This window comes from Bradyrhizobium sp. 157, assembly GCF_023073815.1.
Classification (GTDB): domain Bacteria; phylum Pseudomonadota; class Alphaproteobacteria; order Rhizobiales; family Xanthobacteraceae; genus Bradyrhizobium.
Genome location: NZ_JADPKF010000102.1, coordinates 99,960 through 116,334 on the forward strand (window position 1 = coordinate 99,960; position 16,375 = coordinate 116,334).

A 16,375-nucleotide genomic window follows, 5' to 3' on the forward strand; every position below is an offset into this window, starting at 1 on the left:
TACCCTCACTTTCCGTAACTATAAAACCCCTGCCCGGTCTTGCGGCCGAGATGACCGGCGGCGACCATTTCCTTCAAGAGCGGCGCGGGGCGGTATTTCGGGTCATTGAAGCCCTGGTAGAACACTTCCATTACCGACAGCATGGTGTCGAGACCGATCATGTCGGCGAGCGCCAGCGGGCCGATCGGGTGATTGCAGCCGAGCTTCATACCGGCGTCGAGGTCTTCCGCCGTCGCCAGTCCCTCCTGCAGCGCAAAGATCGCCTCGTTGATCATCGGGCAGAGGATGCGGTTGACCGCAAAACCCGGGCTGTTCTTCGCCGTGATCGACACCTTGCCGATCCGTTTTGCAAAGGCTTCCGCCTTGGCATGGGTATCGTCGGAAGTTTGCAAGCCCCGGATCAATTCCAAAAGCGCCATCAGCGGCACCGGATTGAAGAAGTGCATGCCAATGAAGCGGTCCGGCCGGTCGGTCGCCGCGGCGAGTTTCGTAATCGAGATCGAGGACGTGTTGGTCGCGAGCAGCGCCTGCGGCCGCAGTTTTGGGCAAAGGTCCTTCAGGATTTTCACCTTCAGCTCTTCATTCTCGGTCGCCGCCTCGATCACGAGATCGCAGGTGGAAAACTTCGCCGTGTCCGTGGTCGTCGTAATGCGCGCCAGCGCCGCCTGCCGGTCGGCGTCGGTCATCTTCTGCTTGTTGACCAGCCGCTCCAGGCTGTTGGAGACGACAGACATGCCCCGCGTCAGCGCGGCATCGGAAATGTCGGTCATGACGACAGGAAGCCCGGCAGCGGCACACACCTGCGCAATGCCGTTGCCCATCGTGCCTGCGCCTACGATCCCGATTGACTCAACCATGAGGAAAACTCCGTTATTGAATGCTTGCCTGCACCGTTATCAGAGTGCCGCCGCCATCGGTAGTGTGCATGGCGTAGCCCGCATGAGCGCAGCGATATGCGGGGAGACAGACCCGGATCTCGCTGCTCATCCGGGCTACGGATCGGGACGTGGTTTGATGGGTATCGCTTCGTTCCACCCATCCTACGGCCCTACTCCGCCGCCTGCCTCACATACCGCGCCGTCGGCGTCCGCATGGTCACCAATTCCTCGGCCGCCGTCGGATGCAGCGCGATCGTCGCATCGAAATCGGCTTTGGTCGCCTTCATCTTCACAGCGATGGCGACCGCCTGGATGATTTCGGCCGCGGTGTCGCCGACGATGTGACAGCCGAGCACGCGGTCCGTCGTGCCGTCGACCACGAGCTTCATCAGCACGCGGGTGTCGCGGCCGGACATGGTCGCCTTGATCGGGCGGAAATCGGCCTTGTAGATATCGACATGGCTCACTTGCGCGCGCGCCTGCGCTTCGGTCAGGCCCACCGTGCCGACCTCGGGCTGCGAGAACACCGCCGTCGGAATGGTGGAGTGATCGACCTGCACCGGGCGTTTGCCGAACACAGTGTCGGCAAAGGCATGGCCCTCGCGGATCGCGACCGGCGTCAGATTGAGGCGATGGGTGACGTCGCCGATCGCATAGATGTTGGCCACGGACGTCTTCGACCACTCATCGACGGCGATGCCGCCATTGACGGGATTGATGGCGACGCCGGGCTTCTCGAGCCCGAGATTGGCGACGTTCGGGTGGCGGCCGATCGCGAACATCACCTTCTCCGAGGCGATGCTCGAGCCGCTGGATAGATGTGTGGTGTATTCATTGCCGTGCTTGTCCACTTTATCGATGGTGCAGCCGGTGATGATCGTAATGCCCTGCTTCTCCATCTCGGCGCGGACATGCTTGCGGACGTCCTCGTCAAAGCCGCGCAGAATATTGTCGCCGCGATAGACCACCGTCACATCGGAGCCGAAGCCGGCAAAGATGCCAGCGAATTCCAGCGCGATATAGCCGCCGCCCTGGATCACGATACGCTTCGGCAGCTCGGTGAGGTGAAACGCCTCGTTGGAAGAAATCACGTGCTCGATGCCGGGGATCTCCCGCCCATGGTTAGGCGCGCCGCCGGTCGCGATCAGGATGTATTTTGCGGTGATCGTTTCGCCGGTCAACAGGCGCAGCGTGTGGGCGTCTTCCAGCACCGCGCGCGTCTTGACAATGCGCGCGCCTGATTTCTCGACATTAGCGGCGTAGATGCCTTCCAGCCGGGCGATCTCCTTGTCCTTGTTGGCAACAAGTGTGGGCCAATCAAAGGAGACTTCGGGAACGGTCCAGCCGAAACCTTTTGCGTCCTCGATCTCGTGGCGGACGTGTGAGCCGAGCACGAACAGCTTTTTCGGCACGCAGCCGCGGATCACGCAGGTGCCGCCCATCCGGTATTCTTCGGCAACCATGACCTTTGCGCCATGGCCGGCGGCGATGCGGGCGGCGCGAACGCCGCCCGAACCACCGCCGATGACGAACAGATCGACGTCGAACTCAGCCATCTCAACCCCGCCCGAAGCCGCTTCTGGTTAGCTCTTTTGACGCGTTTTCTTCTTCACGCGAACCGGAAGGCCACTTCGCTCGAAAACGCTATGGTTCAAATATCCTTGCCGCGCTTCTTCATCTCGGCGCGGAACTGGCCGTTGATGGTTTCGGCAAAGGCCTGCGCCCACTGGTTCATGTAGGACATGCTGAACTGGATGGCGCGGGGCTCGCTGGCGAGCAGCTTCTGGCCGAGCGGCGACTTGTAGAAGGTCACGAGGTCCTTCAGCTCCTGCTCGGTGAACTCGTTGGCGTAGACCTGCGCCATGCCCTCGCCGATTTCCTTTTCGCGGCCGGCGAGATTCTTGGCCACGATCACGGCGACCTCGTTGAGGTCCTTCTGGTAGTTCAGGTTACTCTGCATCAGCACGTTCTTGGTCTGCTCGACGAGATTGGGAACGGCGTTGGCATACATTGCGCTCGCGTTCTTCATCGCCAGGATTTCCTTGGCGGCGGCAATCGCCGCCGGTGAGCCGGGCTTGAGTTGCGCGGTCCCAGGCGCCGCGGGCGCGTTCTTCTGCTGTGCGCCGGCCGGAACGCCGGTCAGGGCCAGACCCACCGCTAGGCCGGCCGCCGACAAAATCCGTGAAAGCCTCTTCATTCCGATTCTCCTCGATTACCGGCGTTACCGCCGCTCAACTACGCGAATTCCCTGAGCACCTGCCAGGACGGCGGTGCTGGCCAGGCCAATGAACAACCCGTGCTCGACGACACCCGGGATCAGGCTCAACAGGCCCGCCAGACGCGGCGCATCGGCGATGCGCCCGAGATGGGCATCGACAATCCAGTGGCCGCCATCGGTGACAAAAACGTGGCCGTCCTTGCCCTTGCGGAGCCCCATTTGCCCGGAAACGCCGCTTTGGGCAAATGCGGCCGCCATGGCCCGCTGGGTGGCGGCCAGCCCGAACGGAACCACTTCTACCGGTAGGGGAAAACGGCCGAGAACATCGACCCATTTGGTATCGTCGGCAATCACGATCATGCGATCCGACGCCGCCGCCACGATCTTCTCCCGGAGCAGCGCCCCGCCGCCGCCCTTGATCAGGTTGAGGGCGGGATCGACCTCGTCGGCACCATCGACGGTGAGGTCGAGCCGGTCGACTTCATCGAGCGTGGTCAGCGGAATTTTGCAGGCTTCGGCCTGGGCGCGGGTCGCTTCCGAGGTCGGCACGCCGATCACCTTCATCCCGCCGGCAACCCTCTCGCCGAGCAGTTCGACGAAATGCTTGGCAGTCGAGCCGGTGCCGAGCCCGAGCTTCATGCCAGCCTGCACATGCTCCAGCGCCCATGCCGCCGCTTGCCGCTTAAGTTCATTCATATCCACGTGCTGACAATGCTCCCAGAATCCGCCGATCCGCGGGCGCATGTCTAGCGTCGTTTTGTCGGCAGGAACAGCGCCGTGGCCCGTCTAAATTGCCCGAATAAGGTTGTCCGCTGTGTCGAGGCGGCACTTGCACGAACGCCCGCCGGCGGATAGCGAATTCCGGATGAGCCTTCCCCGCACTGTAGTCTTCGACCTCGACGGCACCCTGGTCGACACCGCACCCGACCTGATCGCCGCGCTCAATTTCGTGCTCGATCGCGAAGGATTGCCCCCGGTACCGATGCGTGCCGCGCGCAACATGATCGGCGCCGGTGCCCGCAAGCTGATCGAACGGGGGCTGGAGCTGGAAGGCCGTCCAATAAGCACTGGCGACATCGACCGGCTTACCAGGAACTTTGTCGATTATTATGGCGCCCATATCGCCGTCGAATCGCGCCCCTTTGAGGGGCTGGAGGCCGCGCTCGACGATCTCGAGGCGCAGGGCTGTCGTTTTGCAGTTTGCACCAACAAGCTGGAATGGCTGTCGAAGCGGCTGCTCGATGAACTGGGCTTGAGCGGACGATTCGCTGCGATCTGCGGCGCCGACACGTTCGGAGTCTCCAAGCCCGACCCCGTGATCCTGCAGCAGACGGTGGCGCGCGCTGGCGGGGATATTGGCGCGACCATCATGGTGGGCGACGCGGGACCTGACGTCGGCGTCGCCAGGCGGGCCGGTGTTCCCGTGATCGGGGTCGAATTCGGCTACACCGACGTTCCGATCGCCCAGCTTAAGCCCGACCGGCTGATCGGACATATGCGCGAATTACCAGCCGCCGTGGATGGGCTCAGCAAGGCTGTCTTGCGGGATTAATCACTTGATTTCATTGTAGTTTACCTTACCATCGGTGTTCGCGGGCTCAAGCCGACCGCGCCGCTGGCGAAACTGCGCAAGCCGATGCGGGCGAAGAAGCAAGCCAAGGCCGCCGCGGCGCCGGCTGCCCCCGCGGCACAGTCCGCCACGCGATGGTCCCGCCCCCTGGGAGCCTCCTCCGACGGGTTGCGGATTGTAGGCACCGTACAAGGTGCCTAGATTGTGCTAGCGAACCACCACGCGCCCCCTTTAGAGGCAGTTTGAATGAGCGGCTCCCCGTCATCACCCGATCAGCTGACACGTCCGATGGTCGATCCCTTCGGCCGGACCATCCGGTATCTGCGCGTGTCGGTGACCGATCGCTGCGACCTGCGCTGCTTCTACTGCATGTCCGAGGACATGACGTTCCTGCCGAAGAAGGATCTCCTGACGCTGGAGGAGCTCGACCGGCTGTGCTCGGCCTTCATCGCCAAGGGCGTGCGCAAGATCCGCCTCACCGGCGGCGAGCCGCTGGTCCGGCGCAACGTGATGTCGCTGGTGCGCTCGCTGTCGCGGCATCTTGGAACCGGCGCGCTCGATGAGCTGACGCTGACCACCAACGGCTCGCAACTGGCGCGCTTTGCGGCCGAACTGCGCGACTGCGGCGTTCGCCGCGTCAATGTCTCGCTCGACACACTCGATCCCGCAAAGTTCCGCGCCATCACGCGCTGGGGCGATCTCGACAAGGTTCTGGCCGGCATTGAGGCCGCACGGGACGCAGGGCTTGCGGTCAAGATCAACGCGGTAGCGCTGAAGAACATGAACGAGGAAGAGATTCCCTCGCTGATGGAATGGGCGCACGGCAAGGGCATGGCGTTGACGCTGATCGAAGTCATGCCGATGGGCGACATCGGTGAAGGGCGCATCGACCAATACGTGCCGCTCTCGCTGCTCCGCGCCCGCCTCGCCCAGCATTACACGCTAACCGATCTCGACGACAACACCGGCGGCCCCGCTCGCTACGTCCGGGTCACTGAGACCGGCGGCAAGCTCGGCTTCATCACGCCGATGACGCATAATTTCTGTGAATCCTGTAACCGGGTACGGATCACCTGCACCGGCACGCTGCACACCTGCCTCGGCCACGAGGATGCCTCCGATTTGCGCAAACCGTTGCGGGCCTCCGCCGATGACGACCTGCTCTCGGCAGCGATCGATCGCGCCATCGGGCTGAAGCCGAAGGGCCACGACTTCATCATCGACCGCCGGCATAACCGCCCGAGCGTCTCGCGCCACATGAGCGTGACCGGCGGCTAGTTAACGCGGTCCATATCGTCCGACGCATTTTCCGATTGACGCTATTGCAGCGCGCTGGAATGGTGCGGCTGCTTCACGCCAGCATGGCCGGACAGGCCACCGCACCTAAACGGAGCGGCAAAGACGGCGGAAGCGTAAAAGGGGAGGACGATCGATGCAATCGATCGCGACATCGGCGATGGCGTCGTGGCCACCGCCCGGGCAGGTATTATGCGGCCGCTATTAGCGCTCAGCGCCGGCATCGATCTGCTTAACGAAAAGATCGGCAATCTCTGCAACTTTCTGGTCCTCGCAGCATGCACGGTTAGCGCCGGCAACGCGATGATCCGCTACGCGTTCGGCTATAGCTCCAACGGCTGGCTCGAACTGCAGTGGTACATGTTCGCCATCTTCGTGATGTTCGGCGCCTCCTATACCTTCAAGCGCAACGAACATGTTCGCGTCGAAATCTTCTATTTGATGCTCTCTGAACGCGGCCAGCTCTGGCTCGACCTGATCGGAACGCTGTGCTTCCTGATCCCGGCCTGCCTGCTGCTGACCTGGCTGTCCTGGCCGTTCTTCCTGCAGGCCTATGCCGTCGGCGAGGAATCCAGCAACGCCGGAGGCCTCTTACGCTGGCCGATCAAGCTCGTCGTGCCCGCGGGCTTCGTGATGCTCGCACTGCAGGGCGTCTCGGAGGTGATCAAGCGCATCGCCGCGCTGCAGAATCTCGTGACCATCGACGCTAGGTACGAAAGACCGGTGCAATGATCACGCTGGAAATGATGCCGCCGCTGATGTTCGGCGGACTGATTCTGGCGATGCTGATCGGCTTTCCCGTCGCGTTCACGCTGGCCGCGGTCGGCTTCTCGTTCGGCTTTCTCGCGATCCATCTTGGCTTTTTCGACTTCAGCTTCATGCAGGCGATTCCGGGCCGCATCTTCGGCAGCGTGCTGGCAAACGAATTGCTGCTGGCGATCCCCTTCTTCACCTTCATGGGCGCGGTCCTCGAACGATGCGGCCTGGCCGAAGACATGCTGGATTCGATGGGCCAGTTGTTCGGCCCGGTGCGCGGCGGATTAGGGTACTCCGTCATCATCGTCGGCTTCATTCTCGGTGCGATTACCGGCACGGTGGCGGCCCAGGTTATCGCCATGGCACTGATCTCGATGCCGGTAATGATCCGCTATGGCTACAACATGCGCTACATCACCGGCGTGCTGGCGGCCTCGGGCACCATCACCCAACTGGTGCCGCCGTCGCTGGTGCTGATCGTACTGGCCGACCAGCTCGGCAAGTCGGTCGGCGACATGTATCTCGGTGCCTGGGGACCGTCGCTGTTCCAGATCGCGCTGTTCGCCGGCTACACCTTTCTGCTCGGCATCATCAAGCCGGACCACGTGCCGCCGGTGCCGAGGTCGGCGTTGACGCTGACCGGCTGGCCGCTATGGCGAAAATGCCTGATGGGAATTATCCCCTCGGCGGTGCTGATCTTCGTCGTGCTCGGCACCATGATGCTGGGCCTGGCGACACCGACCGAAGCCGGCGCGATGGGCGCCGTGGGCGCCGTCGTGCTTGCCGCAATACACCACAAGGAATTCAGCGCAGCCGGTAACAGGGTTCTGCTGATAGGCATCATCGCCGCAGGCGTCGGAACGATTCTCGGAATCCTCTACACGGGCAGCTTTCTGTTCAAGATCGCCTTCGCAATCACCTATCTCGCCGTGATCTGGATTTGTCTGGAAGCCGTGCGGATTCCCGACCTGCGCGACTTGATCCGTCAGGGCTATCAGTCGACGATGCGGCTCACCTCGATGGTGGTGTTCATCCTGATCGGCTCGACCTGCTTTTCCGTGGTGTTCCTCGGCGTCTCCGGCGGCGTCTGGCTGGAGCACATGCTGACCTCGGTACCCGGCGGGGTCTGGGGCTTCCTGATCTTCATCAACCTGTTCATCTTCTTCCTGGCGTTCTTCCTCGACTTCTTCGAGATCGCCTTCATCATCCTGCCGATGGTTGCGCCGATTGCGCAAAAGGTGCTGGCGCCGGTGGTCGGTGCGGATGCCGCGCTGATCTGGTTCGGCGTCATGCTGTGCGTCAACATGCAGACGTCGTTCCTGCATCCGCCGTTCGGATTTGCGCTGTTTTACCTGCGCGGCGTGGCGCCCAAGGAGGTCAAGAGCTCCGACATCTATTGGGGAGCGATCCCCTGGATCGGCCTGCAGATCATCATGGTCGTGCTGGTGATCGCTTTCCCCTGGACCGTTACCGCATTGCTGGACAAGCCGGTGAGCGCCGAGGACCTCAGCAAGATCAAGATCGAGGTTCCGCAGATTGAATTGCCGCCGCTGGATTTCGGTCCGCTCAAGCAGCAGTAGAGGTCGCTCCGGCAAACAATGACTCGTTGATGAAATCGTGCCTGCGGCCTGCCTCCCGGGCCAAGGCGCAGTGGTATTCCGCAGACGAAATATTCCCCTTCAATATCAACAAACTTCCGATTGACGGCGGCAGCGAGCGCTGGTTTGGTGCATCGGCTTCATGCTAGCTCGGCAGGATAAGCCGGCTGCGCCCAACAGCGCGGTCAAGACAGCAGAGGCGTCAGTCTGGGAGGGTCATCGTTGCAATCGCTCTTGAAATTGAGCCGGGGAATCGACGCGTTCACACGGTGGACCGGCAAACGCCTGGCGTGGCTCATTCTGGTAGCCGTGCTCATCTCGGCCATCAACGCGATCGTGCGCAAGTCTTTCGACGTTTCATCGAATTCCTGGCTGGAGTTGCAGTGGGTGCTGTTCGGCGTTGTCTTTCTGCTGTGCTCGCCATGGACGATGCTCGACAACGAGCACATCCGCATCGATATCGTAAACAACCTGTTTTCCAAGCGCTGGCGGGATATCGTCGACATCATCGGCCACGTATTTTTCCTGCTGCCACTCTGCATCGTGATGATCATCACTGGCGGTCCGTTCTTCATGCGCTCGGTTGAAATCAACGAACAGTCCGGCAATGCCGGCGGTCTGCCGCAATGGCCGGCCAAATCGCTGATCATCATCGGGTTCGTGTTCCTGTTCGCTCAGGGCATTTCCGAACTGATCAAGCGAATCGCCGTGATGCGCGGCCTGATTCCGGATCCACACGCATCTCAGATGCATGCTCTCGAAGCCGAGGTCGAACACCTCGTCGAGGCGATCGAAAAACGCTGATCGTCGGGCGCGATCTCAGGGGGACTTGATGACTGCTTTTCTCATCGCCAACATGGCGCCGATCATGTTCGCGTCACTGGTGATCATCCTGCTGCTGGGCTATCCGGCGGCATTTTCGCTCGGCGCGGTTGGACTGATCTTCGCCTTTGTCGGCATCGAGCTTGGTGAGTTCCGCCCTGACTTCCTACAAGCGCTGCCTGAACGCGTCTACGGCGTGATGAACAACGACACGCTGCTCGCCATTCCGTTCTTCACATTCATGGGGCTGGTGCTCGAACGGTCAGGCATGGCCGAGGATCTGCTCGACACTATCGGACAATTGTTCGGCACGGTCCGCGGCGGCCTCGCCTATGCTGTCATTTTCGTCGGCGCGTTGCTCGCGGCGACCACAGGTGTCGTGGCCGCTTCCGTCATATCGATGGGCCTGATCTCGCTGCCGATCATGTTGCGCTATGGCTACGACCGAAGAATGGCGACCGGCGTCATCGCCGCTTCCGGTACGCTGGCGCAGATCATTCCTCCCTCTCTCGTCCTGATCGTGATGGCCGACCAGCTCGGCAAATCGGTCGGCGACATGTACGAGGGCGCGTTCATCCCGGGAATGGTGCTCGCTGCCCTGTATGCCGGCTACGCATTCCTGGTAAGCATGATCTTTCCCAAGGCTGCTCCGGGTCTGCCAGTGGAGGCGGTCGGTTTCCGTGAGCCTGATGGCAGCCGCGGACTTTGGTCGCTCGGCGTTCTCTTCATAGTCAGTTGCGTTTTCGGCTGGTTCATGATGCGCCATTCGGAATCGCGCGGCGCCGATTACGTCGTGCTCAGCATGTTCTATGGCATCCTGTTCGCCTTCTTCGTGGCGGTGGCGAACTGGCTCATTCATAAGTTCACCGGCTTCCGTTTCCTGTCGGCGATGGCGCAGCAGACGACCTTCGTGATGGTGCCACCGCTGTTCCTGATCTTCCTGGTGCTCGGCACCATCTTCGTCGGCATTGCCACGCCGACCGAAGGCGGCGCGATGGGCGCCGCCGGCGCACTCATTCTCGGCGCCGCCAAGCGCCGGCTGAGCTGGGATCTGATCCGGCAAGCGACGGAATCGACGGCCAAGCTGTCGGCCTTCGTGATCTTCATCCTGATCGGCGCGCGCGTTTTCTCACTGACGTTCTACGGCGTGAACGGCCACATCTGGGTCGAGCATCTCTTGACCTCCCTGCCCGGCGGCCAGATCGGCTTCCTCCTTTTCGTCAATGCCCTCGTCTTCGTCCTAGCCTTCTTCCTCGATTTCTTCGAACTGGCCTTCATCATTATTCCGCTGCTCGGACCGGCGGCGGAAAAACTCGGCATCGACCTGATCTGGTTCGGCGTCATTCTCGGCGTCAACATGCAGACGTCGTTCATGCATCCGCCGTTCGGATTCGCGCTGTTCTATCTGCGATCGGTGGCGCCGAAGGAATCCTACATCGATCGCGTGACCGGCAAGCGCATGGACCCGGTGACCACTGGCCAGATCTACTGGGGCGCGGTGCCGTTCGTCGTCATCCAGGTTATCATGGTCGTGCTGGTCATCATGTTCCCGGCGATGGTGATGCACTACAAGGGCGTAGCCTCCACGATCGATCCGAATACGATCAAGATCGAGGTGCCGCAGATCGAATTGCCGCCGCTGGATTTCGGGCAGCCCAAACAGTAGCCCCCCTGCTCAAATCATCCGCTTCCCAAAAGAAAACCCCGGAGCTTTCGCTCCGGGGTTTTTGCTTTTTGGCAGGTTCGACGAAATCAGCCCTGCGAGTGACGCGCCATGAAGCCGTCGTATCCGAGTTCGGCCACCTGGAACCATGAATAGCCGCTGTTCGAGAACGATGTCAGCGATTCATACACCTTCTTGAAATCGGCATTGTTCGCTGCGACTTCGCTGTGCAACTCCTTCGCCGCCTTGTAACAGGCTTCCATCACCGGCGCCGGGAACGGGCGCAGCTTGGCGCCGGCTGCGATCAGCTTGCGCAACGCGGGCGGATTGGCCTGATCGTACTTTGCCATCATCCAGTTGTTGGCGTAGTGGCCGGCCTGTTCGAGAACCGACTGGTAATATTTCGGCAACGCATTCCACTTGTCGAGATTGACGAAGGCCAGCAGCATCGGGCCGCCTTCCCACCAGCCGGGATAATAGTAGTTAGGGGCAACCTTCGCGAAGCCGAGCTTCTCGTCGTCGTAGGGGCCGACCCACTCTGCGGCATCGATAGTGCCCTTTTCGAGCGCCGGATAAATGTCGCCGCCGGCGATCTGTTGCGGGACGACGCCAAGCTTCTGCAGCGCACGACCGGCAAAGCCGCCGATGCGCAGCTTCAGTCCCTTGAGGTCCTCTGGCGTCTTGATCTCCTTGCGGTACCAACCGCCCATCTGCGCTCCGGTATTGCCGGCGAGCAGCGAGGTCACATTGTACTTCTTGTAGAACTCGTTGAGCAGGTCCCTGCCGCCGCCGAGCATGTACCAAGCCTGGTTGAGGCGCATGTTCGGCCCGAACGGCACCGCAGAGCCGAAGGTGAAGGTCGGATCCTTGCCGAAATAGTAGTATGACGCGGTATGGCCGATCTCGACGGTACCATTCTGCACGGCGTCGAGAACCTGCAGGCCCGGGACGATTTCACCGCCGGCAAATGTCTGGATCTGGAACTTGTTATCAGTGGCTTCGCCGACCATCTTGGCCATCAATTCGGCGCCGCCATAGAGCGTGTCCAAGGACTTTGGCCAGCTCGTCGGCATGCGCCACTTGATTTCGGGCAGGCCCTGCGCAATCGCAGGCGCTGCAATCGTTGCAGCACCTGCCGCACCCAAGCCGGATACTTTGAGAAAATCTCTTCGCTTCATATTCCATCCCTTTTGGTTATGCCGGTCAGCCTTCGTGTCGAGGCTTGGAACCAAGCATGGAGCATCCGGCCGCCAATTTCCATAAGTAATTGGATGGAAACAAAAAAAGCCCGACCTTCTTGCGAAGGCCGGGCTTCCTTGTAGCAATTTGGGAAAGGTATCGGGCTCCGATCAGCCGCGCGTACGCGAACGGATCATGAAGCTGTCATAGGTATACTCGGCGACCTGCCACCACAGATACTGGTCGGAGCGATAGGCCTGCATCGCATCGATTGCCTTCTTGAAGTCCGCGTTCTTGCCGGAGATTTCGGCCCACAATTCGTTGGTCGACTTCAGGCAAGCGTCCAGCACTTCGTTGGTAAACGGACGAAGCTGCGTGCCGCCGGCGACGAGGCGCTTCAACGCCGCGGGATTTTGCATGTCGTAGCGCGCATTCATCCAGGCGTTGGTGTTCGCTGCGGCATTCGTAAGGATCGCCTGATAGCCCTTCGGCAGTTCGTTCCACTTCTCCAGATTTGCGAAGGCATGAACCGTCGGGCCACCTTCCCAGAAGCCGGGGTAGTAGTAGTACTTTGCGACCTTCGCGAAGCCGAGCTTCTCGTCGTCGTACGGGCCGACCCATTCCGCGGCATCGATGGTGCCCTTTTCGAGCGCCGGATAGATATCGCCGCCGCCGATCTGCTGCGGCACCACGCCCAACTTCTGGAGGACCTGGCCGGCAATGCCGCCGATGCGCATCTTGAGACCCGACAGATCGGCAACCGTCTTGATCTCCTTGCGAAACCAGCCGCCCATCTGGGTGCCCGTGTTGCCGCAGGGGAAGCCGATCACGCCGGACTTCTTGAAGAACTCGTTGGCGAGCTCGTTACCGCCGCCTTGCGCCAGCCATGAGTTCTGCTGGCGTGCATTGAGGCCGAACGGCACCGAGGCAAAGATCGCGAAGGTCGGATCCTTGCCGACGTAATAATACGAAACAGTGTGGCACATCTCGACCGTATTCTTGGAGACGGCGTCGAGCGCCTGCAGAGCCGGCACCAGTTCGCCGGCCTGGAAGACCTGGATCTGGAACTTGTTGTCGGTCATCTCGGCAACCTGCTTGGCCAGGTACTCGCCACCGCCGTAGATGGTGTCGAGCGACTTCGGGAAGCTCGACGTCAGGCGCCATTTGATCTCAGGCGACGATTGCGCGATCGCCGGCGAGGCAACGGCTGTCGCGGCAGCACCGGCCGCTGAAACCTTCAAAAAATCACGACGCTTCATTCAAGCTCTCCTTCGGGTCGTTTCCCAAATTTCCTCGAACGTTCCTCCGGCGGGGCGAATTCCACGTCATCCGGGGCGTTCTGGCGGGCGCGCTTTAACACGGAAGTTCGTGCTCGAAAACGCGACAAAGGCATGACTGCACTGATTAAACGAAAGTCTTATGGGCGCGGATAAAGGGACCTCAGGCCGCCGCAATGGCGCCCTGAAGCTGGTCGCGAACCCTGGTCCCAATGGCCCGGTAGATCGCGGCATGCGGGCCATCAGGCTCGCTCGCCACCACCGGATTACCCTCATCCGAGGTGGTCCGGATCGACATGTGCAGCGGGATCTCGCCCAGGAATGGGACGCCCAGCCGCTCCGCTTCATGGCGCGCGCCGCCATGGCCGAAAATGTCCGAGCGCGTGCCGCACTCCGGGCACTGGAAGTAGCTCATGTTCTCGACGATGCCGAGCACCGGCACGTTGACCTTCTTGAACATCGCAAGCCCCCGCCGCGCGTCGATCAGCGAGAGATCCTGCGGGGTTGAGATGATCACCGCGCCCTTGAGCGGGACGTTCTGCGCCAGGGTCAATTGCGCGTCCCCCGTACCGGGCGGCATGTCGACGACGAGAATATCGAGCGTGCCCCACGCCACATCGCGCAGCATCTGGGTGATCGCCGACATCACCATCGGCCCGCGCCAGATCATAGCGGTGTCTTCCTCGACCAGGAAGCCGATCGACATGATCGAAAGCCCGAAACGCTTAATCGGAATCATCTTGCGGTCGTCGTTGAGCTGCGGCTTCTCGCTGATGCCGGTCAGCCGCGGCACCGAGGGGCCGTAAATGTCGGCATCAAGCAGCCCGACGCGCAGGCCGAGGTCGCGTAGGCCGAGCGCCAAATTGAGCGCGGTGGTCGACTTGCCGACACCGCCCTTGCCCGACGCGACCGCGATGACGGCGGCAACGCCGGGGATCTCCGCCTGCTTCGACATCGGCGACGCCGCGCCCTGCGGCGGGCGGTGGGCGGAAGCGGGTTGCACGCCATGCGAATGCCGGTGCGCCGCTGGCGCGGCCGGCGGCGATCCGGGCTTGCGCTCGGCCGTGAGCGCGATCATCGCCGTGCTGACACCGGGGATCGCGCGCACCGCGGCTTCGGCCTGCGCACGCACGCTTTCCCAGGCTCTAGCCTCGGCGGCGTCGACATTGATGGAGAAGAACACCTTGCCGTCGGTGACCGAAATCGCCGACAGCACGTTGGCATTGGTCAGTGGCACGCCGCGGGGCGAGGCCACCCGGCCAAGGGCATCGAGAACCTGTTGCTGCGTTACGCTCACTCGCGCATCTCCTGAAGCCCTTGCGGTTCTGATCGAGAACCGGGCCCTACTCGCTTGTTTTGACGCGCATTCTTGACGCGAGCCCGACCCCCTCCGGACCAAGTCCGGAAGCGGAGCCTCGTTCCAATACGCTATGCCGGTCCGGTGCGACCCATAAAGCGGTTCAGCGCAAAAGGCTATCTCGCTGCTACGTCGTCCCGCCGCTCCGCGGGGGCGGCAGCCGCCTGCTCCTTGGCCGCCTCGTAGTTCAGTTCGATCATGACGCCATTGGGGTCATTGACGAAGATCTGCCAGAGGTCACCGCCCGGAACCTGCCGGGAGTCGTACGCCATGCCTTTCTGCTCCAGCCGCCGCTTCATGCCGTCAAAGCCGTAGCTGGCAAACGCTACATGGTGGACAACGCCGGAATCGGGCTTTTGCGGCTCGTCGGTCTTGGAAATATCGACGAGGTGCACCACCGCCTTGCCCTCGCTGTACATCCACGCGCCGGGAAATGCGAAGTTCGGCCGGGCGCCCTTTTCCAGGCCCAGAATGTCCTCATAGAACCGGACCGTATCGGCCAGTTTGCGGGTCCGGATGTTGAAATGGTCGAGCACGCCCACGCTGACGCCCATGCGATGTCACTCCCTTTTTTGTGAGGTTCTTGAGGAACCTATCCTAGCACGAATCCGGCCCCGCCCACCAACGAAGGCGTTGCCCTCCCCTGCGCAGCGGTTATGGTGCGGCTCCTCCAAAAACACCGTCCGGCCGGCCCAACGTCGCCGGCGAAAACTCCAAGGTAACTCACATGGCTAAAGTCGCTTTTCTCGGTCTCGGCGTTATGGGCTTCCCCATGGCAGGACATCTGGTGAAAAAAGGCGGCCACGAGGTGACCGTGTACAACCGGACCGGAGCCAAGGCGAAGGAGTGGGCGGACAAGTTCGGCGGGCGCACCGCGCCGACGCCGAAGGCCGCGGCGGAAGGTCAGGATTTCGTGATGTGCTGCGTCGGCAACGACGATGACCTGCGCGCGGTCACGATCGGCACTGACGGCGCCTTCGCCGGCATGAAAAAGGGCGCGGTATTCGTCGACCACACCACCGCCTCCGCCGAAATCGCCCGCGAGCTCGATGCTGCCGCCGTCAAGGCCGGCTTCAAGTTCATCGACGCGCCGGTGTCCGGTGGCCAGGCGGGTGCGGAAAACGGCGTGCTGACGGTGATGTGCGGCGGCAAGGAAGACGCCTATGCCGCTGCCGAGCCGATCATTTCCGGCGCTTACGCAAGAATGTGCAAACTTCTCGGGCCCGCCGGCGCCGGGCAGCTCACCAAGATGGTCAACCAGATCTGCATCGCAGGTCTTGTCCAGGGACTGTCCGAGGGCATTCATTTCGCCAAGAAGTCCGGGCTCGACGTTGCGGCCGTGATCGAAACCATCTCCAAGGGCGCGGCGCAGTCCTGGCAAATGGAGAACCGCTACAAGACCATGAATGACGGCAAGTTCGACTTCGGCTTTGCCGTCGAATGGATGCGCAAGGACCTCTCGATCTGCATCAGTGAGGCCCGCCGCAACGGCGCCAACCTGCCGGTGACCGCCCTCGTCGATCAGTTCTACGCCGAGGTCGAGAAGATGGGCGGCAAGCGCTGGGATACGTCGAGCCTTTTGGCCCGACTGGAGCGGTGAGTTAAAGAAACAGGTTAAGGCAACGAGCAAAGCCCCCGCTTCTTATCCAATCAGAAGTGGGGGTTCCGTCTGCCCGACAGGTTAATTTTAACTTCCTGCTAACGAGAATTTTTAGCTCTTTAAGTCATCGCTTAATGATTTAGCGGCACAGATAGACAATG

At 61.6% G+C, this 16,375-nt stretch carries 14 protein-coding genes and 1 pseudogene; 7 read left to right on the top strand and 8 right to left on the bottom strand.

The window, feature by feature from the left end; translation table 11 throughout:
* Positions 1-5: 5 nt before the first annotated feature.
* The 4 genes from IVA95_RS32265 to rpiA form a co-directional block, all read right to left on the bottom strand.
* Positions 6-857 carry a 3-hydroxybutyryl-CoA dehydrogenase gene (locus tag IVA95_RS32265; protein WP_213252974.1) on the bottom strand — a complete coding sequence of 284 codons (852 nt, stop codon included), beginning with the start codon at positions 855-857 and terminating at the stop codon, positions 6-8.
* 191 nt (positions 858-1,048) lie between these two features.
* Positions 1,049-2,434, bottom strand: a complete 1,386-nt coding sequence (gor, locus tag IVA95_RS32270) for a glutathione-disulfide reductase (protein ID WP_247514166.1) — start codon at positions 2,432-2,434, stop codon at positions 1,049-1,051.
* 95 nt (positions 2,435-2,529) lie between these two features.
* A complete protein-coding gene (locus tag IVA95_RS32275) occupies positions 2,530-3,075 on the bottom strand; it encodes a DUF2059 domain-containing protein (RefSeq protein ID WP_213252977.1) in 546 nt (181 codons plus the stop codon).
* Between the two features lie 24 nt (positions 3,076-3,099).
* Positions 3,100-3,798, bottom strand: a complete 699-nt coding sequence (gene rpiA / locus IVA95_RS32280; RefSeq protein ID WP_247514243.1) for a ribose-5-phosphate isomerase RpiA — start codon at positions 3,796-3,798, stop codon at positions 3,100-3,102.
* A 163-nt stretch (positions 3,799-3,961) separates the two neighbouring features.
* On the opposite strand from rpiA, the gene IVA95_RS32285 reads away from it, so the two are divergent.
* From IVA95_RS32285 to IVA95_RS32310, 6 genes are all read left to right on the top strand, one after another.
* Positions 3,962-4,648, top strand: coding sequence for an HAD hydrolase-like protein (locus tag IVA95_RS32285; RefSeq protein WP_247514167.1), 687 nt, complete (start codon positions 3,962-3,964; stop codon positions 4,646-4,648).
* Between the two features lie 264 nt (positions 4,649-4,912).
* On the top strand, positions 4,913-5,944 hold the full coding sequence (moaA, locus tag IVA95_RS32290) for a GTP 3',8-cyclase MoaA (RefSeq protein WP_247514168.1): 1,032 nt from the start codon (positions 4,913-4,915) through the stop codon (positions 5,942-5,944).
* Between the two features lie 210 nt (positions 5,945-6,154).
* Positions 6,155-6,694, top strand: a complete 540-nt coding sequence (locus IVA95_RS32295; protein ID WP_247514169.1) for a TRAP transporter small permease subunit — start codon at positions 6,155-6,157, stop codon at positions 6,692-6,694.
* Positions 6,691-8,298: a TRAP transporter large permease subunit gene (locus IVA95_RS32300; protein WP_247514170.1), complete on the top strand. Its 1,608-nt coding sequence runs from the start codon at positions 6,691-6,693 to the stop codon at positions 8,296-8,298. The genes IVA95_RS32295 and IVA95_RS32300 overlap by 4 nt, the downstream gene beginning before the upstream one ends.
* 240 nt (positions 8,299-8,538) lie before the next feature.
* Entirely contained in the window at positions 8,539-9,120 is a 582-nt protein-coding gene (locus IVA95_RS32305) for a TRAP transporter small permease subunit (RefSeq protein ID WP_213252982.1), read from the top strand.
* Positions 9,121-9,148: 28 nt separating this feature from the next.
* Entirely contained in the window at positions 9,149-10,804 is a 1,656-nt protein-coding gene (locus IVA95_RS32310; protein WP_247514171.1) for a TRAP transporter large permease subunit, read from the top strand.
* Between the two features lie 86 nt (positions 10,805-10,890).
* Here the strand turns inward: IVA95_RS32310 and IVA95_RS32315 are convergent, their stop codons facing one another.
* The 4 genes from IVA95_RS32315 to IVA95_RS32330 form a co-directional block, all read right to left on the bottom strand.
* Positions 10,891-11,979 carry a TRAP transporter substrate-binding protein gene (locus IVA95_RS32315; protein WP_247514172.1) on the bottom strand — a complete coding sequence of 363 codons (1,089 nt, stop codon included), beginning with the start codon at positions 11,977-11,979 and terminating at the stop codon, positions 10,891-10,893.
* A 171-nt stretch (positions 11,980-12,150) separates the two neighbouring features.
* Entirely contained in the window at positions 12,151-13,239 is a 1,089-nt protein-coding gene (locus IVA95_RS32320; RefSeq protein WP_213252985.1) for a TRAP transporter substrate-binding protein, read from the bottom strand.
* Positions 13,240-13,420: 181 nt separating this feature from the next.
* On the bottom strand, positions 13,421-14,554 hold the full coding sequence (locus IVA95_RS32325; protein ID WP_247514173.1) for an Mrp/NBP35 family ATP-binding protein: 1,134 nt from the start codon (positions 14,552-14,554) through the stop codon (positions 13,421-13,423).
* Between the two features lie 176 nt (positions 14,555-14,730).
* The gene (locus tag IVA95_RS32330; RefSeq protein ID WP_247514174.1) at positions 14,731-15,168 is read right to left on the bottom strand and encodes a VOC family protein; all 438 of its coding nucleotides are present in this window, start codon (positions 15,166-15,168) and stop codon (positions 14,731-14,733) included.
* A 158-nt stretch (positions 15,169-15,326) separates the two neighbouring features.
* On the opposite strand from IVA95_RS32330, the pseudogene IVA95_RS32335 reads away from it, so the two are divergent.
* Positions 15,327-16,214: pseudogene (locus tag IVA95_RS32335) on the top strand (NAD(P)-dependent oxidoreductase); the annotation flags it as partial.
* Between the last annotated feature and the right edge of the window lie 161 nt (positions 16,215-16,375).

Coding starts and splice junctions, on each gene's coding strand:
- moaA (WP_247514168.1), top strand. CDS start 4,913: ATGAGCGGCTCCCCGTCATCACCCGATCAGCTGACACGTCCGATGGTC.
- IVA95_RS32330 (WP_247514174.1), bottom strand. CDS start 15,168: ATGGGCGTCAGCGTGGGCGTGCTCGACCATTTCAACATCCGGACCCGC.
- IVA95_RS32300 (WP_247514170.1), top strand. CDS start 6,691: ATGATCACGCTGGAAATGATGCCGCCGCTGATGTTCGGCGGACTGATT.
- IVA95_RS32295 (WP_247514169.1), top strand. CDS start 6,155: ATGCGGCCGCTATTAGCGCTCAGCGCCGGCATCGATCTGCTTAACGAA.
- IVA95_RS32285 (WP_247514167.1), top strand. CDS start 3,962: ATGAGCCTTCCCCGCACTGTAGTCTTCGACCTCGACGGCACCCTGGTC.
- IVA95_RS32315 (WP_247514172.1), bottom strand. CDS start 11,979: ATGAAGCGAAGAGATTTTCTCAAAGTATCCGGCTTGGGTGCGGCAGGT.
- IVA95_RS32320 (WP_213252985.1), bottom strand. CDS start 13,239: ATGAAGCGTCGTGATTTTTTGAAGGTTTCAGCGGCCGGTGCTGCCGCG.
- IVA95_RS32265 (WP_213252974.1), bottom strand. CDS start 857: ATGGTTGAGTCAATCGGGATCGTAGGCGCAGGCACGATGGGCAACGGC.
- IVA95_RS32275 (WP_213252977.1), bottom strand. CDS start 3,075: ATGAAGAGGCTTTCACGGATTTTGTCGGCGGCCGGCCTAGCGGTGGGT.
- gor (WP_247514166.1), bottom strand. CDS start 2,434: ATGGCTGAGTTCGACGTCGATCTGTTCGTCATCGGCGGTGGTTCGGGC.
- IVA95_RS32310 (WP_247514171.1), top strand. CDS start 9,149: ATGACTGCTTTTCTCATCGCCAACATGGCGCCGATCATGTTCGCGTCA.